Source organism: Streptomyces sp. NPDC003300 (assembly GCF_040610915.1).
In the GTDB taxonomy this organism is placed as follows: domain Bacteria; phylum Actinomycetota; class Actinomycetes; order Streptomycetales; family Streptomycetaceae; genus Actinacidiphila.
Genome location: NZ_JBEXNE010000012.1, coordinates 36,609 through 56,996, shown reverse-complemented (window position 1 = coordinate 56,996; position 20,388 = coordinate 36,609). Strand labels below are relative to the sequence as shown.

Here is a 20,388-nt window from a genome sequence, read left to right as displayed (position 1 = left end):
CGGATCGCCGGTGACGGCGCGCCGCCCCACCGCTGTCGGCGCCGTGTCCCTCGTCCGTGCGAGTACGTCTTCCCGCGCTGTGGCCCGCCCGCGCTCTCTCGCGTGCCCGGCCGCGCCCCGTAATCCCTCTCTGGTTACTGATGAGTCACTGGCACGTTTTAGAAAACCTGTGCCGGACTCATTGACATGGCCTAGACCAGAGTTCTAGCTTCCAGGCGTTGGTCTTTCCGCCGTTTTCCCGTGGCCGCGATGACGCGACATCTCGCTGCCACGGACGCGCGGCATGCAACGTTCCACCCCCATGGGATACATGAGAGGGTCCGATGAGAGCGAAGATCTTCACCCGCAGGCGGGCCGCCTTGCTCGCCGCGCTGCCGCTGGTGGCCGGGGCGTGGCTGGCGACCTCGCCGCCGCAGGCGTCGGCGACCGGTGCCTCGACGCCCGACGCGGTGATCGGCTACCTGCACCAGATCAGCGGGAACCATGTGATCAGCGGCGTCCACAACAAGGAACCGCTCAGCCAGCCCTCGGCCTACACGGCCCAGGCCCACTCGATCACCGGGAAGTGGGCCGGGCTGTGGGGCGGGGAGTTCGGCTTCCGGCCGGACGACATCGCCAATCGTCAGACGATGATCGACCAGGCGAAGACCGAGTGGGCCAACGGCTCACTGGTCAACCTGACCTGGCACATGTGCCGGCCCGACGTGGCGACCTGCGACTTCGACACCGGCCCCAACCCCATCAAGGGCAGCCACCTGTCGGACCCGGAGTGGAGCCAACTCGTCACGGACGGCTCGACGCTGAACACCGACTACAAGCGCAGGCTCGACCAAGTGGTGCCGTACGTGCAGCAGTTGAAGGACGCGGGCATCCCCGTGCTGTTCCGTCCGCTGCACGAGATGAACGAAGGCTGGGCCTGGTGGGGCGGCAAGACCGGCGCGGCCGGGAGCGCCCGGCTGTTCCAGATCACCCACGACTACCTGGAGTCCAAGGGCCTGGACAACATCATCTGGGTCTGGAACGTCAAGGACATCGACGGCGGAGCGGCCCACGTGGCCGACTACTACCCGGGTGACGCGTACGTGGACGTCGCCAGCCTCGACCCGTGGGTGCACGGCTCGGCCAGCACCGAGTGGTACCAGGCGATCGTCAACCAGGCCCACGGCAAGCCGGTTTCGCTCGCCGAGGTCGGTACGGTCCCCACGCCCGCGCAGTTGGCGGCCCAGCCGCTGTGGACCTGGTTCATGATCTGGTCCGACTACCTCACCTCGGCCAACACCACCGCCGGTCTCCAGACCACCTTCAACACCTCCCGCGTCCTCAGCCAGGGCCAGTTCACCGTCCCCACCGGCACCCCGCCCACCTCTCCTCCGACCTCGCCGTCCGCTCGTACGGGACCCATCACGGGTGTCGGCGGCAAGTGTGTGGATGTGGCGTCGGCGAGCAGCGCGGACGGCACTCCCGTGCAGCTTTACGACTGCAATGGCACCAACGCGCAGTCGTGGACGGTCGGTTCGGACGGTACGGTCCGGGCGCTGGGCAAGTGCCTGGACGTGACGGGCCAGGGGACGGCGAACGGGACGAAGGTCCAGCTCTGGACGTGCAACGGCTCGGGTGCGCAGCAGTGGCAGGCCCAGGCGTCGGGCCAGCTCAGGAATCCTCAGTCGGGCCGTTTCCTCGATGATCCGGGCGGCAGCACGGCCAACGGCAGGCAGTTGCAGATCTGGGACTCCAACACCAACGCCTGGCAGAAGTGGAACCTCCCCGGCGGGGGAGGGACGGCGCCGGATCAGTGCGTGCCCGCGCTCGGCAGCGGGCAGTACAACACGCCGGTGTCGTTCGGCGGCGCGACCTACCAGGTCCTCGTCCGTATCCCGGCTCGCGCCCAGGGCGCGCTGCTGCCCCTGGTGCTGGATCTGCACGGCAGCCAGGGCACGGGCGCCGGGCAGCTCGCGTACAGCGACATGGCGCCGACCGCCGACGCGAACGGCTTCGTCGTCGCCGCGCCCACCGGGGTGGTGCCCAGCGGCGGCGGCTTCATCTGGAACGTTCCCTCCGTCACCCCGCAGGGCACCCGCGACGACGTCGGATTCCTGCGCCAGGTGATCGACACGGTCACGGCCTCCGCCTGCGTCGACCCGGCGCGGGTGTACGCGACCGGCTACTCCGGCGGCGGCCGGATGACCTCCGCGCTGGCGTGCGCGCTGGCCGACAAGGTCGCCGCGATCGCCCCGGTGGCGGGCATCCGCGCCGGGCGCCCCGACCCCGCCGATGGCAGCCGGCCGGACGCCGCGTCCTGCGCGCCCGGCAGAGCCGTACCGGTGATCGCCTTCCACGGGCAGCAGGACAGCACCAACCCGTACTACGGCGGCGGCGACAGCGCCGCCTGGCACTACTCGGTGCCCGTCGCCCAGCAGCGCTGGGCCTCCCTCAACGGCTGCACGACGGGACCGGCCACCACCCAGACCACCCCACACGTCCAGCGGACCGTCTACGGAGGCTGCCGCGACGGCGCGGACGTCGAGCTGTACTCGGTGTCGGACGGGGGTCACACCTGGCCGGGATCACCACAGGACTCCGCGGGCAACGGTACGACGACGCGTGAGATCAGCGCCGACGCCCTGATGTGGCAGTTCTTCCGCCGGCACCCCATGCCCCTCACGCCGTCAGTTCTCTGACGAGCGCGGCCACTTGATCCGTCTCGATGAGGAATCCGTCGTGCCCGTACGGCGATTCGACGATCCGCAGCCGGTCGGAGTGCGGGATGCCCGCCGCCAACTCGGCCTGCTGGGGGAGGGGGTAGAGGCGGTCGGAGTCGACTCCGGCGACCAGGGTCGTGGCGGTCACGCGGCGCAGGGCCGCCGCCGTACCGCCGCGGGATCTGCCGATGTCGTGCGCGTTCATCGCCTCGGTGAGCACGACGTAGCTGGCCGCGTCGAACCGCCGCACCAGCTTGGCGGCGTGGTGGTCGAGATACGACTCGACGGCGTACCGCCCGCCGCGCCAGGGCTCCTCGCCGTCCTGCGCGGAGCGGCCGAAGCGGGACCGCAGCTCGCCCTCGCTGCGGTAGGTGACGTGGGCCAGCCGCCGCGCGAGGCCGAGCCCCGCGTGCGGTCCTCGGCCCGGACCCGCGTCGTGGTAGTCGCCGCCGCGCCAGTGCGGGTCCGAGCGGATGGCGTGCGACTGGACGGCGGCCCAGGCGATCTGCTCGGCACTCGCCGCGGCGGGGGAGGCGAGCAGCAGCAGGGCGCGGGTGCGCTCGGGGCGACCGACCGCCCACTCCAGGGCGCGCATCCCGCCCATCGACCCGCCGACCACCAGCGCCCAGCTCCCGATGCCCAGCGCGTCGGCCAACTCCGCCTCGGCGGCGACCTGGTCACGCTGCGTCAGAAACGGGAAGGAGCCGCCCCAGCGACGACCGTCGGGACCGTACGAGGACGGACCCGTACTGCCCTGACAGCCGCCGAGGACGTTCGGCGCGACCACGAACCACCGGTCGGTGTCCAGCGCGCGGCCCGGTCCGATCAGGGCGTCCCACCACCCGGCGGTCGGATGCCCGGGACCCGCCGGACCCGCCGCATGGCTGTCGCCGGTCAGGGCGTGCAGCACTAGGACCGCGTTGGACGCGTCCGGCGCGAGCCGCCCCCAGGTCTCGAACGCCAGCCGCACGCCCGGCAGTTCGCCGCCCGCCTCCAGGGCCAGCGGCCGGTCGAGGGCGTGCCAGTTCCGGCGCCCCGGCGGGTCCCCCGGCTGCCAGGCGCCCGTGGCGGGCAGCAGGGGGACCCCAGTGGTGGCAGCGGTGTTCAGGACGCGCCCTTCGCCGCGCGGAAGCCCGCCTCCAGGTCGGCCTTGAGGTCGTCGATGTGCTCGATGCCGACCGACAGCCGCACCAGGCCCGGCGAGGTGCCGGTGGCGGCGAGCTGCTCCTCGTCCAACTGGCTGTGCGTGGTGGACGCCGGGTGGATGATCAGGCTCCGCACGTCACCGATGTTGGCGAGGTGGCTGAAGAGCGACACCGCGTCCACGAACCTCTTTCCGGCCTCCGCGCCGTCCCGCAGCTCGAAGGCGAGCACCGCGCCCGCCCCGCGCGGCAGATAGCGCTGGGCCGCGTCGTGCCAGCGGCTGGACGGCAGTCCCGGATAGTGGACGACCGCGACCTCGTCACGCGCCTCCAGCCACTCCGCGAGCGCCTGCGCGTTGGTCGAGTGCCGCTCCAGCCGCAGCGACAGCGTCTCGACGCCCTGGAGCAGCAGGAAGGACGAGTGCGGCGACAGCGCCGGGCCGAGGTCGCGCAGGAGCTGCACGCGCAGCTTCGCCGCGAAGGCGCCGGGGCCGAGCGCGGGCCAGTACTGGAGACCGTGGTAGCTGGGGTCGGGCTCGGTGAAGTCGGGGAACCGCTCGGCGTGCGCCCCGAAGTCGAAGGTCCCGCCGTCCACGACCACGCCCGCGATCGTCGTGCCGTGCCCGCCGAGGAACTTGGTCGCCGAGTGCACCACGATGTCCGCGCCGTGCTCGATCGGCCGCAGCAGGAACGGCGTCGGCACCGTGTTGTCCACGATCAGCGGCAGACCCGCCGCGTGCGCGACGTCGGCGACCGCCCGCACGTCCAGCACATTGCCGCGCGGATTGCCCAGCGTCTCGGCGAACAGCGCCTTCGTCCCCGGCCGGATCGCCGCCCGCCACGCGTCCGCGTCGTCGGGGTCCTCCACGAAGGACACCTCGATGCCGAACTTCGGCAGCGTGTGACGGAAGAGGTTGTACGTGCCGCCGTACAGCGACGCGCTGGAGACGATGTGGTCACCGGAGCGCGCCAGCGTGAGGATCGCCAGCGTCTCCGCGGCCTGCCCCGACGCCAGCGCCACCGCCGCGACACCGCCCTCCAGCGCGGCGACCCGCTGCTCGAAGGCGTCCTGCGTCGGATTGTGGATGCGCGTGTAGATGTTGCCGGGCTCCGCCAGCGAGAACAGGTCGGCGGCGTGCTGCGTGTCGCGGAACACGAACGACGTCGTCTGGTAGATCGGCACCGCCCGCGCGCCGGTCGTCGGGTCGGGCGCGGTGCCCGCGTGCACCTGCTGGGTCTCGAACGACCACCCCGGCAGGTCCCGCGCCGCGGTGTCCTCCGCGGTGGTGCCCGCGGTCACGGAGTCGATGGGCTGGGTCATGGCTCTCCCCTGGGAAATGGCGTACGGCCCTCGGCTCGCGCGGAGCGCGCCGTACGGATGTGCGGATGTGTCCGGCGCGCGGACCGCCGCCGCGACGACCCGTACGGCGGGCGGCGAGGACGGCACCCGGCGGTGGCACGGCGCGGCACGGGAACGCGCCTTGCGTGGTGAAAGGGGCTGATCAGCGGCCGTTGCGGGCGGCAGGACGTCGAGCGCGCGACGTCAGCGCACGGCGGGACAGGCCATGTTCGTGACACGCCCGTAGTCCACGTGGCGGCGCATCACGAGCAGCGGGGTCATGACGCCAGGGAACCACAGCGGCGGCCGGTGTGTCAGCGGACCGGCGCCCTCGACCGGCCGGTGTGACACGTTGTTCATCTTTCTGTCCGCGTTCACCTCTCTGTCCGCCTTTCGACCCGTCCTCCCGAGCCCCTCCGGGACCATGTCGCGCCCGCTTCCGCGTCACCGCCGTGACCGACGGTGTACCGGCCGGGTCCCCAGAGGCGGGCCGGGGCGTCGCGGGAGATGATGGGCGGGTCAGGAGGTCCCATATGGATTACCCGGAGATCTACGAGCTGGTGTTCCAGGCCCCCGCGGTGGAGGACGACGTCGTCGTCGTACGCAGGACCGAGAAATCCGGCGCGGGCGGCTACCCGGTCTACGAGGACGAGACGGGGATCGTCCGCGCCGAGATCAGCGCGGACGGCGAGGTGCGGATGATCGCCAGCGGCGGCCACCAGGCCCCCGGCGTCCCCCGTGCGGTCCGCTCCCTCCACCCCTGAGACCCCGGAGCGCGCTAGCCCCCGCGGAGGCGGCGGCGTAGGCCCCGTCCGGGGGTCCCCTACGCCTCCGCCCCGCCCTGCTCCACCAGCGCCCGCTCGCGCGCCGAGATCACCGCCGCGGACAGGCTGTCGATGTCGTACGCGCCATGGTGGCGGCGGCCGTTGATGAAGAAGGTCGGGGTGCCCGACACCCCGCTCAGGTCGGCGGACTCCACGTCCTTCGCGATCCGCCGCGCGCCGTGCCGCTTGTGCAGCGACTCCTTGAACAGCGCCACGTCGAGCCCGATCTCCCGCGCGTGGTCCAGCAGGTCGCGCACCTTGAGCGCGTCCTGCCGCTCGAAGAGCAGGTCCCGCATCTCCCAGAAGCGGCCCTGCTCGGCGGCGGCCTCCGACGCCTCCGCGGCGAGCTGGGCGTGCGGGTGCACGTCGTTGAGCGGCAGGTGCCGCCACACGTAGCGGACGCTGTCGCCGAAGTCGGCGAGCAGTTCGCGTACGACGGTCTCCGCCTGGCCGCAGAAGGGGCACTCGAAGTCGCCGTACTCCACGATCGTCACCGGCGCGTCCACCGGCCCGCGGACATGGTCGCGGGCCGGGTCGACGGGCTCGACGAGGTCCACGACGGACTCCGCGGTGCCCAGCAGGGCACGCGCCCTGCGCGTCTCCGGCAGCCGCCCGGCGACCAGCGCGACCACCGTCGTGCTGAGCATGGCGAAGACGACCGCGCTGAGCACGCCGATCTTCGCCTGCGCGAGCTGGTCCCCGTCGAAGGCCAGCGTCGCGATCAGCAGCGACACCGTGAAGCCGATACCCGCGATGGAACCGCCGCCCAGCACCGCCGCCCAGCCGACCGACGGCCGCATCCGGCCCCGGCTCAGCCTGGTGGCCAGCGCGGACGCGCCCACGATGCCGATCGGCTTGCCGAGCCCGTACGCCAGCAGGATGCCGAGCGTGATCGGCGAGGTGAAGGCGTCGGCCAGCAGCGAGCCGTTGATCTCGATCCCCGCGTTGGCCAGCGCGAACAGCGGCACGATCACATAGCTGCTCCACGGGTGCCACAGCCGCTGGAGCCGGTCGTTGGGGGAGACCGCGGAGGCCAGGCCCAGCCGCGCCTCGCGCTCCAGCTCCGCGGTCGGCTGCTCGCGGAAGGACCGGAACAGCCCCGTCGCCCGCTCCAGCGCGTCCCGCGACGCCGGGTAGGCGAAGGAGAGCAGGCCCATGATCAGACCGACGACCAGCGGGTCCACCCCGGAATGCAGGAACGCCACCCAGGCGATCACCCCCAGCACCCCGTAGACCGCGCCGCGCCGCACACCGGCGCTGCGGACCGCGTACACCACCAGCAGGACGCCGATCCCGACGATCAGCGGCGTCCACGAGATGTGGTCGCTGTACGCCACCGCGATCACGCCGAGCGCCAGGAAGTCGTCCACGACGGCGACGGTCAGGATGAAGGTGTGCAGCCGTTCGGGGAACCGCGAGCCGAGCAGTGCCAGCATGCCCAGCGCGAAAGCCGTGTCGGTGGACATCGCGGTGCCCCAGCCGTGCACCGAGGACCGGCCCGCGTTCACCATGAGGTAGATCGCGATCGGTACGGCCATGCCGCTGATCCCGGCCAGCATGGGCAGCGGGATACGGCGCCGGTCGCGCAGCTCGCCCATGTCGAACTCGCGCCGCGCCTCCAGGCCGACGACCAGGAAGAACAGCGTCATCAGCCCGCTATTCACCCATTCCCGCAGGTCCAGGTCGAGCCCGTGGTCCCCGAAGCGGAAGGACAGGTGCGTCGCCCACGCCGACTCGTAGCCGCCGGGCGCGACATTCGCCCAGACCAGCGCCACCAGGGTGGCCGCGAGCAGCACGGCCGCGCTGCCCGTCTCGGTACGGATGTACGCCAACGCGGAGGCGGCCGTCGTACGGTCGCGCTCGGTCCTGCCTGACAAGGGCGCGGTGAAGCCCCGGAACATCCAGCCTCCCAGCAGAGGAACGGTCTTCCCACACCCTGGCACGAGCGGGACCCCGGTGGCGCGTCCAATCGCCATCCACGGATGAGCGGTACGGTGCGGCGTTCCGTATTTGGTACGGACCGGTGACGGACCGGAAGAGGCCGCTGGTGGGAGGATGAATGAGACGGAGATTCCAGGACCGGAACGGACACGAGAAGTGAGGGGCGGCCGGGAATGGCGCAGGACGAAGCCGTGATCGGTTGTACGGGGGAGCTGCTCATCGGCACGCGCGGCCTCGCCGGACCCGGTGAGGTCTACGTGCGGGTCAGAGGAGGCAGCGAGACCTTCCTCGCCTGGTCCGAGGAACCCCTGCCTAAGGGGGCGACCGTGCTGGTGGTGGACTCGCGTGGCACACGCCAGGTGGACGTCATCGAGTGGGCCGACCCGTTGGACGCGCTGGCCGACTGAGCCGGCGCACATGAAGGAGACAAAGGATGTTCGGTTACCGCGTTCCCGCGCCGGACGAGGCGATGTTGATCTCGGGCGGTCGGCGTGGACTGGGGGGTGCGCCGTTCCGTGTGGTCACCGGCCACGGAAAGTTCGTTCTGCCGGTCTTCCGCAAGACCCGGTTCATCACGCTCGCGATGTGCGAGGCGGAAGTCGCCGAGACCTGTGTGACCCGGCAGGGCATCGCGCTGACGGTGAAGGCCGTCATCGCGTTCAAGGTCGGCAACGACCACGAGAGCATTGTCAACGCCGGACAGCGTTTCCTGTCCGACCAGGACCAGATGTCGATTCTGACCGGCCGGATCTTCGCCGGTCACCTGCGGTCGATCATCGGCTCGATGACGGTCGAGGAGATCGTCACCGAGCGGCAGAAGCTGGCCTCCGAGGTGCTGGAGACCTCCAAGACGGAGATGGCGAAGATCGGCCTGAGCGTCGACTCGTTGCAGATCCAGTCCATCGACGACGGCGAGACCGGCTACATCGACGCCATGTCGGCGCCGCACAAGGCCGCCATCCAGCGGCAGGCGCAGATCGCGCAGGCCCAGGCCACGCAGGCGTCGGTGGAGGCGCAGCAGATCGCCGCCAGGAACCAGGCGGAGTACGCCCGGCAGACCGCCGTCGTTCAGGCCGAGTACTCGGCGCAGGTCGACCGCGCGCAGGCCGAGGCCGCGCAGGCGGGCCCGCTCGCCCAGGCGCACGCGCAGCAGGAAGTGCTCGCCGCGCAGACCGAACTGGCGCTGCGCGCTGCCGAGTTGCGCCAGCAGCAGCTTGTGGCGGAGATCGTCAAACCCGCTGAGGCGGAGGCCGAGCGGATCAGGGTGCTCGCCGTCGCCGACGCCGAGCGGATGCGCATCCAGGCCGCCGCGGCGGCCTCGCACGACCGGGTGGCGCTCGACCGCATGCTGATCGACCAGCTCCCGCTGATCGTGAAGGAGGCGGCCGGCGGTCTGGCCGGTGCCAATGTCAACGTGCTCAACGGCGCCGACGGGCTCAGCGAGATCGCGGCGGGCCTGGTCAGCCAGGGGCTGACGATCCTCGACTCGGTCCGCAACAACCTCAACGGCGGCGAGGGCGGCTCCGGTTCGGACTCGGACAGCTCGGACCACCTGCCCGCGCTGCGCGGTCTGACGCACCCGGGCGACGGCCGCAACGGCAAGGGGAAGGGCGGCAAGGGCACGTCGTCCGACGGCCCGATCGACATCGAGTAGGACGCGTACGGCCGCTCCGCCGGGGCGGCCGCACGGCGTGTGCGCACGGCACAGACGGGCGGACCTCCTGTACGGAGGTCCGCCCGCCGCTTCTACGGGTGCGGTGCGGGCCGGGGCTGGAGCCCGCACCCTCAACCGTTCGTCCTCAACCGTTCGTCCGCAGCCCTTCGCGCTCAGCCCTTCGCCCTCAGCCCTTCGCGCTCATTCTTTCGCCCGCAGGTCCTTGACCCGCTGGATCTTGCCGACCGAGCGCTCCAGCGTCTCCGGGTCCACGACCCGCACCTCGACGCTCACGCCCACACCGTCCTTGACGCCCTGCGCGATGGCCGCCGCGCCCGCGTCCCGCAGCTCCGTACCGGCCTCGGCCCTGGCCTCTGCGTAGACGGTCATGTGGTCCATCCGGCCGCGCCGGGTCAGCTCGATCCTGAAGTGCGGCGCGACACCGGGCGTCCGCAGCACGATCTCCTCGATCTGGCTCGGGAAGACATTCACCCCGCGCAGGATGATCATGTCGTCGCTGCGGCCGGTGACCTTCTCCATCCGGCGGAAGGCGGGCCGCGCGGTACCGGGCAGCAGCCGCGTCAGGTCGCGGGTGCGGTACCGGATCACCGGCAGCGCCTCCTTGGTGAGCGAGGTGAAGACCAGCTCACCGCTCTCGCCCTGCGGCATGACGTCGTCGGTCAGCGGGTCGACCACCTCCGGATAGAAGTGGTCCTCCCAGATGTGCAGACCGTCCTTGGTCTCCACGCACTCCTGCGCCACGCCGGGGCCGATCACCTCCGACAGGCCGTAGATGTCGACGGCGTCGATGGCGAAGCGCTCCTCGATCTCGCGGCGCATCTGCTCCGTCCACGGCTCCGCGCCGAAGATCCCCACCCGCAGCGAGGTGCCGCGCGGGTCGACGCCCTGCCGCTCGAACTCGTCGAGCAGCGTGAGCATGTACGACGGGGTGACCATGATGATCTCGGGCTCGAAGTCCTGGATGATCTGCACCTGACGGGCCGTCATGCCGCCGGACGCGGGGATGACCGTACAGCCCGCACGCTCCGCGCCGTAGTGCGCGCCCAGGCCCCCGGTGAACAGGCCGTATCCGTAGGCGACATGGACCTTGTCGCCGGGACGGCCGCCCGCCGCGCGGATCGAACGGGCCACCACGTCGGCCCACATCGACAGATCGCCCTCGGTGTAACCGACCACCGTGGGACGACCGGTGGTGCCGCTCGACGCGTGCACCCGGCGCACCTCGGACATCGGCACGGCGAACATCCCGAAGGGGTACGTGTCGCGCAGATCGGCCTTGGTGGTGAAGGGGAAGCGCGCCAGATCCTCCAGCGTCCGGCAGTCGGCGGGTACGACACCCGCCTCGTCGAACTTCCGCCGGTACAGCTCCACATGGGCATACGCGTGGCGCAACGTCGCCTGAAGTCGCGTGAGCTGAAGGTCCGTCAGCTCCGCGCGGGTCATCCGCTCCGCCGCGTCCGGGGTCTCCCGCGGGGTCGTCCCGCCCAGGTGGCTCACGAGGTCTCCTTCGCGTCGGCGCCGCGCAGCGTACGGCTCCGGCCGCGGAATTCGGCGATCAGCTCGTCGCCGCGCCGCACCTGTACGTCGTAGATCCCGCTGCGGCCGAACCGCGCCCGCTCGCGGGCGGTGGCCAGCAGCGCGTCGCCCTCATGGGCCGGGGCGACGAAGTCGATGTCCGCCGCCGCGGCGACGGTCGCCGCCCCGTCGGTGTTGCAGGCACAGGCGAAGGCGGTGTCGGCCAGCAGGAAGAGATAGCCGCCGTGGGCGGTGCCGTGCCCGTTGACCATCGCGGCGGTGACGACCATCCGCACGACGGCGACGCCCTCACCGAGGTGCAGCAGCTCGACACCGAGCCCGTTCGACGCCCGGTCGGCCGAGAACATCGCCTGCGCCGCCGCGATCCCGGCCCCGTTTTCGGCCCCGTCCGTGGTCACTCGCGCGGCCGCTCGCACCGCGTCCGGGGGCGGACCCGGTGCCGGTCCCGTGTCGAGCCTGGCGTCGCTGCCCTGAGTCACCGCTGCCCACCACCTTGTGGATGCACCGACCGACCATTCGGTTCGGGCGTATGACAGCTAAAAAATCAGCATCGGGAGTGCCTGTCAAGCACAAGGCGGGACGAAGCGGCCGGCCGCGGGGGAGAGGCGGCACCGGACGGCCGGGCGCCCGGTCCGCCCGACCGCCGCGGTCGTCGCGATCACCACGGCCGCCACGGTTCGCCGGGAAAACCGGTACGCCGATCGCCGACCGGCTGCCTACGATCCGGGCATGAGTACACGCACCTTCCGGATCACCGTCCGCGGCGCCTTCGACGCGCTCACCGCGGACCAGCGGACCGCACTGCTCGCGCGGGCGGCGGAGCACGACATCCTGCACGCCGCCTTCACCGCCGAGGGCACCCTGACCTACGACCTCGCGGCCCGCCCCTTCTTCACCTTCCGCTACCTGGACTCGGGCGAGGCGGAGGAGGACATCCTGGAGGCCACGGAGCGCGCCGAGGCCGCCGCCCGCGGCTGGCTGACCGAGCGCGGCTACGGCTGGAAGAACCTCACCTCGAACGCCGAGGACCTGTCGCAGGCCGCCCTCGGCAAGCGCCGCCGCCAGGCCGCGGCCCGCGGCGAGGGCTGACCACCTGGGCGGGGTCGGCACCGCGACTGCGGGGGCTCACCGCGCGGCGACGGACGGGCGGCGCCGGTCGCCCAGGGCCGGTACGAGCGCGACGAGCATCAGGCCCGCGGTGAGCGTGAAGGCGAGCGGATAGCCCGTGGCGGCGGCCAGCGCGCCGTATCCGAGGGCGCCGAAACCCATCCCGGCGTCGTACGCGGAGTTCCACAGCGCGCTGACCGTGCCGTAGCCGGACTCCGGGACGCGCGCGTACATCAGGGCCAGCGTCGCGTTCTGGGCCATGCCGAAGCCGACGCCGAAGAGGGCGACCCCGGTGAGGACCGCGACCGCGCTGCCGGTGAGAGCGGTGAGCAGCAGCCCGGAAGCCGACAGCAGCAGGGCGGGCAGCACGAGGCGCTGCGAGCCGTGCCGGTCGCCGCTGCGTCCGGCGAACCAGTTGGCCGCGGTGGACGCGGCGGGTTGTACGAACAGGGCCGCGGCGACCAGGCCGGTCGCGCCGGAGGGCACGGCGAGCGGCAGGAAGGTCACGATGATCCCCACGCCGAGCGCGGTGGTCGCGAAGACCGCGGTGGGCCTGGCCAGCGCGCCGGTACGGAATCCGGCCAGCACACCCACCGACGCCTTGTGCCCGTCCCCGGCCGGCGCGTGTCCCGGCAGGGCGGGAACGACCGCGACGGCGGCGAGCGCCAGCAGCCCACCGGCCACGCAGACGGCGGTGTATCCGACGTGCGCGGCGAACCACACCCCGAGCGGCAGCGCGATGAACGAGGGCACCCCCTCCATGGCGCCCGCGAGCGCGAGGCCCTCGCCCCGCCGCTCGGCGGGGATGAGCGTCGCGGTCAGCGCGCCGCCCGCGACGATGGTCAGGGCGAAGCCCACGCCCCGGACGAAGCAGACCGCCGCGATCCACGCCATGCCGTCCGACGCGGTCAGCACCAGGGCGGGCGCGCCGAGCAGCACGAGACCGGCCGCCAGCGCCCGCCGGTACCCGTACCGGGCGACGAGCCGAGGCGTGGCCAGTTCGCCGCAGACAGTGGCCAGCATCAAAGTCCCCGACGCCAGCCCCGCCCCGCCACTCGCGCCGGACCGCTCCGCGTACAGCGGCACCACCGACAACAGCAGAAAGAAGCTCGCCGACGCGCCGACGATCGTGGCGCAGCGCAACAGCAACTCCCGCGTCACCAGCGTCGGCCGCACGCCGCCGGACCCGGCCCCTGCACCCGAGCCGGTCGCCGCCGGACCGCGAGCGGCCGACGAGCAGTCCCGAGCCTGCCCCGAGCCGCCCCCCTGGGCGGGACCCGAGTCCGCCCCCGCCTCCCGGCCTGAAGCGGGCTCCTGGGCGGAGCCCGAAGCCGGATTCGCCTCTTTGCCGGAGCCGGGCTCCGGTGCGTGGCCCGTGGCGAGAGCCGTCTCCTCGCCCGAGCCGGGCCTCTCGGCGGGAGCCGAGGTCAGGCCCGGATCCCGGCCCGAGCCGGGCCCCTGGGCAGGACCCGAGTCCAGGCGCGGATCTCGGTCCGAGGCCGAGGCGGGTTCCGGGGCCGGGTTCGGCTCACGGCAGGTGGCGGGCTCCGAGGGGTCGTCGGCATCTGGTTGCGCGGCCGGGTCGGCGGCGTCGGAGGCGCGCGTCGTGGTCGTCATGGCATTGACGCTAGGGGTGCGGCCGGTACCCGGGTAAGCTCCATTTTCATGCCGCTGGAGTGGTCCGGTTTGTCGCCGGAACTGTTGCTTGTGATCGACCGGGACAGTACGGAACCGCTGCGGTCGCAGCTCGAACGCGGGGTGCGGGACACGATCAGATCCGGCCGGCTCCAGGTCGGCGAGCGGCTGCCCTCCTCCCGGGAACTGGCCTCGGCCCTCGGCGTCTCGCGCGGCCTCGTCCAGGACTGCTACGCCCAGCTCCAGTCCGAGGGCTATCTGGTCACGCGGGTCGGCTCCGCGACCCGCGTCGCCGCCGGGGCCTGCGCGCCGCCCGCGCCGCAGCCGAGGAGGCCGCCCGCACCGCGCCTGCTCGCCGACTTCCAGGCGGGCGTCCCCGACCTGGCCGCGTTCCCCGTCGCCGACTGGCTGTGGGCGATGCGCGAGGCGGTCCGCGCCATGCCCGCCTCGGCCCTCGACTACGGCGACCCGCGCGGCCACGCGCTGCTGCGCGAGGTGGTGGCCGGATATCTGCGCCGGGTACGGGCCGCCGCGGCCGACCCGGAGCGGACCGTGATCTGCTCCGGTTACGCGCAGGGCCTCGCCCTGACCCTGCGCGCGCTCGCCCGGTCCGGCGTCCGCACCGTGGCGTACGAAGACCCCGGCTCCCACGCCGTGATCGGGCCGGCGGCCGCGGCGGCGGGCCTGACCGCCGTCCCCGTACCCGTCGACGAGCACGGCGTCGACGTGACCGCGCTGGAAGCGACCGGCGCCCGCGCGGTCGTCGTGACCCCGGCCCACCAGTGGCCGACCGGCGTGGTGCTGGCGCCCGAGCGGCGCCTGGCGCTGATCGAGTGGGCGGTGCGCAGGGACGCCGTGGTCGTCGAGGACGACTACGACGCCGAGTTCCGCTACGACCGCGAGCCGGTCGGCGCGCTCCAGGGCCTGGCCGCCGACCGGGTCGTCGCCATCGGCACCGTCAGCAAATCCCTGGTGCCCGCGCTGCGGATCGGCTGGCTGCTCTGTCCGCCCGCGCTCGTCGACGCGATCGTGGCCGACAAGCATCTCAGCGACCGCGGCTCACCCACCCTCGACCAACTGGCCCTGGCCCGGCTGATCGAATCGGGCCGCTTCGACCGCCATCTGCGGCGGATGCGCGGGACCTACGGGGCCCGGTGCGAAGCACTCAAGGCGGCGCTCGCCGCGCACGCGCCCGCCATCCGGCTCAGCGGCCTGGCCGCCGGTTTCCACGCCGTGGCGCACCTCGACGCCGCCGCGCGGCCCGGCGTCACCGAACACTCCGTCATCGCCGCCGCCCGTGGCCGCGCGGTCGGCCTCTACGGCATGAGCGCGTTCCGTTCGACGGGCGCGCAGTCTCCGGCCCAACTCGTCCTGGGATTCGGCAATGTGAACGAGCGCGCCGTCACGGAAGGGATCGCCGCGGTCGCCGACCTGCTCGCATGAGCCGGTGCCGGGCCGGTCGGCCGGGCCGAAGTCCGCGACGGCGTCACGTACCTGAATCCCGGTCAGGTCATGGTCCGCGCGCGACCCCTTGACGCGCCGCGTCCGGAGCAACACTCTTACTCCTCAAGCAGGTTAGGAACCTTTCCTAACTATCGCGACGACCCTCTCCTGCCCGGTGCGCGCTCCCGTGCCCGGCGCCGTACCCCACAACCGACGAGGAGTTGGAAGATGCCACGACCCGTGAAGACGAGGACGAGGAGGCTGGCGGCCTGTACGGTCGCCGCCTGCGCGTCCTTCGGCCTGCTGGCGACCGCGGGCGGCGGAACGGCCGACGCCGCCACCGCCCCGGCGCGCCCGTTCCCCGCGCACACCGCGTACAAGGTGGGCGTGCTGCCCTCCGCGACGCAGACCACCCGCGACGCGGCGGTGAAGAAGGCGTACGACTCCTGGAAGAGCGCCTACCTGGTCAAGGGCTGCGCCTCCAACGAGTACTACGTCTCGACCAAGGGCGACGACGACGCCCCGCACAACGGCACGGTCTCCGAGGCCCAGGGCTACGGCATGAACATCGTGCCCCTGATGGCCGGTTACGACAGCGACGCCAAGGCCGAGTTCGACGGCCTGTGGCAGCTCGTCAAGGACCACAAGGACGCCGACGGCCTCATGCAGTGGCAACTCGACGGCAAGACCTGCAAGTACACCGACAGCGGCACCCCGGACTCGGCCACCGACGGCGACCTCGACATCGGCTACGGCCTGATCCTCGCCGACAAGCAGTGGGGCGGCTACACCGCGGACGCCAAGGCGTGGCTCGCCTCCTTCTACGCCCACGACGTCGCGCCCGACGGCCACCTCAAGTGCGAGGACGACGGCCCCACCACGGACACCCGGCCGTCCGACATGATGCTCGACCACCTGCGCGCCTTCGCCGCCTACGACACCGCGCACGACTGGAACAAGGTCGTCACCCGCACCGAGGCCGTGATCAGCGAGTTCACCGCGGGCTACTCCTCGTCCGCCGGACTGCTCTCCGACTTCGTCGTCAACGCCAACACCACCAGCCCCAAGCCGGCCCCCGCCGACTACCAGGAGGACCAGCCGGACGACATCGTCGGCTACAACTCCCTGCGCGTGCCCTGGCACTTGGGCACCGACGCCCTGGTGAACGGCTCCTCGACCGCCGCCGTCGCCTACGGCGCGGCGAAGAAGGAGTCCGCCTGCCTGAAGTCGCTGTCCGGCGGCAACCCGGCCAAGGTCCAGCCGCACATCAAGCTCAACTGCGCCAACGGCAACGTCTCGGGCGACACCGAGGCGGAGGAGGCCGGGGACTCGGCCGGTCCCGCCGCCATGGCCTCCGGCGACCAGGCGTGGACCGACGCGATCTGGAAGCAGCTCGCCTCCAACCCCTTCGAGGACGCCTACTACGGCGAGACCATCAAGATGCTCGTGTACATCGTGATGGCGGGCGACTACTGGAGCCCGGCCGCATGAGCCGCCTGCGTACCCCGCGCGGCGCGGCCGTCCTGTGCGCCCTCGTCCTGGCCGTCATGGCCGCGCTCGTCGGCGCGACCCCGTACGCCTCGGCCGCCTCGAAGTCCCCCGCGGCGGCGGCCGCCACCGACCGGCAGGCGTTCCTCACCTTCTACGGCTGGTACGACAACACCCCGCCCGGCGGCGACATCTCCTACCCCGGCCTGCACGACACGGCCGGCGGCACCGGGACCTACGCCGACCCGATCACCTTCGCCTCGTCCACCAAGGAGATACCGGCGGGCACGCGGATCTGGGTGCCAAGGGTCGGCAAGTACTTCGTCATGGAGGACTCCTGCGAGGAGTGCGGCGCCGACTGGAGCGGCCACGGCCCCAACGGCGGCCCGAATCTGTACCACTTCGACCTCTGGCTCGGCGGCCAGGGCGGCAACGCCTTCGACGCCATCGACTGCGAGGACGCGCTGACCCACTACAACGACGACAGCACTCCGGTGCTCGAATCCGTCGTCGTGGACCCGCCGTCCAACGAGCCGTACGACGCCACGCCCGTCTTCAACACCAAGACCGGCGCCTGTTACGGCGGAGCCCGGCCGACCACCACCGTCGGCCAGTACAAGAACGTCTCCACCGGGCAGTGCCTGGACAATCCGGGGAACAGCTCGGCCAGCGGCACCAAGCTGGACACGGCGGCCTGCACCGGCTCCGCAGCGCAGGCGTTCACCTTCCACGGCGCCTTCTTGATCAGCAACAATCTCTGCGCGACCCTGTCCGGCTCGTCGATCACACTCAGAGCCTGCGACGGCGGCCCGAACCAGCAGTGGTCGGTCAACCCGAATCTCACCGTCTCCGACATCCAGACCGGGCAGAAGTGCTTCCGGGCGAGCGGCTCGACGCTCACCGCCGGAAGCTGCTCCGGGGCCGCGAGCCAGTGGAACTTCACCCCATCCGGCGGCACGGGACCGCCACCGGGCGGCGGTGACACCCTGCTCTCGCAGGGCAGGTCCGCCACCGCCTCCTCCACCGAATCCACCGCCTTCCCCGCGAGCAAGGCGGTCGACGGCGACCTCACCTCCACCCGCTGGGCCAGCAAGGAAGGCTCCGACCCGCAGTGGATCCGGGTCGACCTGGGCACGAGCGCGCACATCAGCCGGGTGAAGCTGAGCTGGGAGGCCGCCTACGCCAAGAGCTACACCGTCCAGACCTCCCCGGACGGCGCCGCCTGGACCACGGTCTACTCCACCACCGCGGGCAAGGGCGGCACCGAGGACCTGACCGGCCTCACCGGCACCGGCCGCTACGTCCGCGTCAACGGCACGGCGCGCGGTACGGCGTACGGCTACTCGCTCTACGAGGTCCAGGTGTACGGCGCCACGCCCTGACCCCCGGTCACGGCGCCACCTCCTGATCCTGCTCGTCTCGACGGCCCCGCCGGCGGCCGGCGGCCACCGCGCCGTCGGCCGCTGCCGTGTCCGCCACCTCCTCGCCGACCGCCGTGTCTGCCGTCCCTGCCGTGTCCTCGGCGTTCGTGGTGTCCTCCGGGCGCTCGTCCTGGTCGATCGAACGGATGCCGGGCACCGGCGACGGCAGCAGCCACAGCACGGACAGCGCCCCGCCGACCGCCGCGACCAGCAGGGTCGTACGCAGCCCGAGGAAGGTCGCGAGCACGCCGCCGACGACCGCGCCGAGCGGACGGATGCCGTAGTTGACCGTGGCGTACGCGCCGGAGACCCGGCTGCGCATCCCGTCGGGGATCACGGACGCCTGAAGGGAGTTGAGGTTGACGTCGAAGAGCATGACACCGAGGCCGGAAAGGAACTCGGTGCCGGTCAGCGCCACGGCGCCGACCCACGGCGGCCCGTCGGCGACCGCCACCAGCGCGATCGGCGCGGGGAAGAGCACCGCGCCGATCGCGATGCTGCGCCCCATCCCGATCCACCGCGAGATCCGCGGCGCCAGGACCGCGCCGAGCAGCGCGCCCGTGGAACCGATGCCGAAGGCCAGGCCGATGAAGCCCGCCGACAGACCGAGGCTCCTGGTGGCGAAGAGCACCATCAGACCGCTGCCGGAGACGAAGGTGAAGAAGTTGACGGTGGTCGAGGTGCCGAGCCCGGCCCGCAGCACCGGGTGCCGTACGACGAACGCCAGCCCCTCCTTCGCCCGCCGCAGCAGCGGCGCGTCCCGCCCGCCCGCGGCGACCGGCGGCTCGTCGATCCTGATCCGCCCGATCAGCACGGCCGAGGCGAGGAAGGACAGCGCGTCGACCACGACGGCCACCGGCGCGGTCAGCGCCTGCACGAGCGCGCCGCCCACGGCAGGACCCGCGACATACGACGCGGACCGGCTCGCGCTGAGCTTGCTGTTCGCGTCCACATACGACGAGCGCGGCACGAGGTGCGCGAAGAACGGGGGATAGGAGGTGTTGAACAGCACCTCGGCGGCGCCGATCAGCAGCGCCACCGCGTAGAGCTGACCGAGCGTCACCGCCCCCGCCAGGTACGCGACGGGCAGCGACAGCAGCACCCCGGCGCGGATCAGATCCGCGGCCACCATCAGTCCGCGCTTGCGGGCCTGGTGGTCGACCCACGCGCCCAGGACGATCGCCAGCAGATTCGGTGTCCAGATCAGCGCGGTCAGCCACGCCACCTGGTTGGCGGAGGCGTGCAGCGCGCTCACCGCGATCAGCGGCAGGGCCAGTTCGCTGATCCGGTCGCCGAACTGCGAGACGCTCTGGCCGGCCCAGAAGCGGACGAAGCGGCGGTCGCGCGCCACGGATATCGGGGGCGGCCGCGTCGCTGCGCCGGTCACCGGGTGCCGCCCCCGTCGCCGTCGTCGTCCTTACGCGCGGCCGTACGCGTACCGGTATCCGTATACGAGTCCGCGCCCGATTCCGTGCCCGGTGCGCGGCCCTGTGCCTCAACCTCAGCCGGACCTTCACCCTCACCTTGAGGTTCACCTTCAGGGAGCGTGTAGCGCAGCAGGCGTACCGAGCGGGCGGCGGCCGGGCGGTCCGCCGCGTCCCGCGTCACATAGGGCGCGAGCACGCGCTCGATCCCGTCCTCGATGGCGGCGGCCTCCTCGGGCGTCACCACGACGCGCGTGTTGGCGAGCCCCGAGAGCCGCCGCCACGCGGGATCGAGGCCGGGCTCCACGGTGGCCGCCCAGCGGGCCGGCAGATCGGCGGAGCGCAGGAACATCTCACGCGAGAGCAGCCGCGCCGCGGAGCGGCCCTCCTCGTCCCCGTCGTCCTCCGGCACCTCGAAGCGGAAGCCGCGCGCGACCGCCTGCCACCGCCGCTCACGCCGGTCCCGTCGCCCGTTGCCTCCGGCGTCCGGATCGGGGTCCGCGTCCCGGACGAGCCCGAAGCCCGCGAGATGCCGCAGATGCCAGCTCGTCACCGAAGGGGTCGCCCCGACGCGGGGTGCGAGCACGGTGGCCGTCGCGGGCCCGTTGCGTTGCAGATGCTCCAGGATCGCCAACCGCACCGGATGCGCGAGCGCGCGCATCGCCTTGGGGTCGGTGATCTCGATGTCTCCCAAACGGTTACCCGGTTCCATAG

The 20,388-nt window shown here is 72.2% G+C and carries 17 protein-coding genes; 8 read left to right on the top strand and 9 right to left on the bottom strand.

Going from position 1 to position 20,388, the window contains the following annotated elements; genetic code table 11:
• The first annotated feature begins 323 nt into the window (after positions 1-323).
• On the top strand, positions 324-2,678 hold the full coding sequence (locus ABZX65_RS19185; RefSeq protein WP_355340876.1) for a glycosyl hydrolase: 2,355 nt from the start codon (positions 324-326) through the stop codon (positions 2,676-2,678).
• Here ABZX65_RS19185 and ABZX65_RS19180 read toward each other — a convergent pair.
• The 3 genes from ABZX65_RS19180 to ABZX65_RS19170 all read right to left on the bottom strand — a co-directional run bounded on the left by ABZX65_RS19180 (position 2,659) and on the right by ABZX65_RS19170 (position 5,540).
• Complete coding sequence (locus ABZX65_RS19180) at positions 2,659-3,807, bottom strand: homoserine O-acetyltransferase (protein ID WP_355341326.1); 1,149 nt, start codon at positions 3,805-3,807, stop codon at positions 2,659-2,661. The genes ABZX65_RS19185 and ABZX65_RS19180 overlap by 20 nt on opposite strands.
• Positions 3,804-5,162, bottom strand: coding sequence for a bifunctional o-acetylhomoserine/o-acetylserine sulfhydrylase (locus ABZX65_RS19175; protein ID WP_355340873.1), 1,359 nt, complete (start codon positions 5,160-5,162; stop codon positions 3,804-3,806). Before ABZX65_RS19175 ends, ABZX65_RS19180 begins: the two co-directional genes overlap by 4 nt.
• 222 nt (positions 5,163-5,384) lie before the next feature.
• Positions 5,385-5,540, bottom strand: coding sequence for a hypothetical protein (locus tag ABZX65_RS19170; RefSeq protein ID WP_355340870.1), 156 nt, complete (start codon positions 5,538-5,540; stop codon positions 5,385-5,387).
• Between the two features lie 173 nt (positions 5,541-5,713).
• Between ABZX65_RS19170 and ABZX65_RS19165 the strand changes: the two genes are divergently transcribed.
• Complete coding sequence (locus ABZX65_RS19165; RefSeq protein WP_355340867.1) at positions 5,714-5,944, top strand: DUF6296 family protein; 231 nt, start codon at positions 5,714-5,716, stop codon at positions 5,942-5,944.
• Between the two features lie 59 nt (positions 5,945-6,003).
• On the opposite strand, the gene nhaA is transcribed toward ABZX65_RS19165, so the two are convergent.
• Positions 6,004-7,905, bottom strand: coding sequence for a Na+/H+ antiporter NhaA (gene nhaA / locus ABZX65_RS19160; RefSeq protein ID WP_355340864.1), 1,902 nt, complete (start codon positions 7,903-7,905; stop codon positions 6,004-6,006).
• Between the two features lie 213 nt (positions 7,906-8,118).
• Here nhaA and ABZX65_RS19155 point away from each other — a divergent pair, with 213 nt between their 5' ends.
• The gene (locus ABZX65_RS19155; protein ID WP_188285579.1) at positions 8,119-8,352 is read left to right on the top strand and encodes a hypothetical protein; all 234 of its coding nucleotides are present in this window, start codon (positions 8,119-8,121) and stop codon (positions 8,350-8,352) included.
• 26 nt (positions 8,353-8,378) lie between these two features.
• Positions 8,379-9,599: an SPFH domain-containing protein gene (locus ABZX65_RS19150; RefSeq protein WP_355340860.1), complete on the top strand. Its 1,221-nt coding sequence runs from the start codon at positions 8,379-8,381 to the stop codon at positions 9,597-9,599.
• Between the two features lie 201 nt (positions 9,600-9,800).
• Here ABZX65_RS19150 and paaK read toward each other — a convergent pair whose 3' ends face one another.
• Entirely contained in the window at positions 9,801-11,063 is a 1,263-nt protein-coding gene (gene paaK / locus ABZX65_RS19145) for a phenylacetate--CoA ligase PaaK (protein ID WP_355341323.1), read from the bottom strand.
• A gap of 50 nt (positions 11,064-11,113) precedes the next feature.
• On the bottom strand, positions 11,114-11,503 hold the full coding sequence (gene paaI / locus ABZX65_RS19140; protein WP_355341320.1) for a hydroxyphenylacetyl-CoA thioesterase PaaI: 390 nt from the start codon (positions 11,501-11,503) through the stop codon (positions 11,114-11,116).
• A 382-nt stretch (positions 11,504-11,885) separates the two neighbouring features.
• Here paaI and ABZX65_RS19135 point away from each other — a divergent pair, with 382 nt between their 5' ends.
• Complete coding sequence (locus ABZX65_RS19135) at positions 11,886-12,245, top strand: DUF6204 family protein (RefSeq protein ID WP_355340856.1); 360 nt, start codon at positions 11,886-11,888, stop codon at positions 12,243-12,245.
• 36 nt (positions 12,246-12,281) lie between these two features.
• Here ABZX65_RS19135 and ABZX65_RS19130 read toward each other — a convergent pair whose 3' ends face one another.
• Complete coding sequence (locus ABZX65_RS19130; protein WP_355340853.1) at positions 12,282-13,880, bottom strand: MFS transporter; 1,599 nt, start codon at positions 13,878-13,880, stop codon at positions 12,282-12,284.
• Between the two features lie 48 nt (positions 13,881-13,928).
• Here ABZX65_RS19130 and ABZX65_RS19125 point away from each other — a divergent pair, with 48 nt between their 5' ends.
• From ABZX65_RS19125 to ABZX65_RS19115, 3 genes are all read left to right on the top strand, one after another.
• Positions 13,929-15,341, top strand: coding sequence for a PLP-dependent aminotransferase family protein (locus tag ABZX65_RS19125; protein ID WP_355340850.1), 1,413 nt, complete (start codon positions 13,929-13,931; stop codon positions 15,339-15,341).
• Between the two features lie 228 nt (positions 15,342-15,569).
• The gene (locus ABZX65_RS19120) at positions 15,570-16,832 is read left to right on the top strand and encodes a glycosyl hydrolase family 8 (protein WP_355340847.1); all 1,263 of its coding nucleotides are present in this window, start codon (positions 15,570-15,572) and stop codon (positions 16,830-16,832) included.
• A complete protein-coding gene (locus ABZX65_RS19115; protein ID WP_355340844.1) occupies positions 16,829-18,211 on the top strand; it encodes a discoidin domain-containing protein in 1,383 nt (460 codons plus the stop codon). The genes ABZX65_RS19120 and ABZX65_RS19115 overlap by 4 nt, the downstream gene beginning before the upstream one ends.
• 7 nt (positions 18,212-18,218) lie before the next feature.
• On the opposite strand, the gene ABZX65_RS19110 is transcribed toward ABZX65_RS19115, so the two are convergent.
• Positions 18,219-19,637: an MFS transporter gene (locus ABZX65_RS19110; protein WP_355340841.1), complete on the bottom strand. Its 1,419-nt coding sequence runs from the start codon at positions 19,635-19,637 to the stop codon at positions 18,219-18,221.
• Complete coding sequence (locus ABZX65_RS19105; RefSeq protein ID WP_355340838.1) at positions 19,634-20,368, bottom strand: helix-turn-helix domain-containing protein; 735 nt, start codon at positions 20,366-20,368, stop codon at positions 19,634-19,636. Before ABZX65_RS19105 ends, ABZX65_RS19110 begins: the two co-directional genes overlap by 4 nt.
• Positions 20,369-20,388 lie beyond the last annotated feature (20 nt).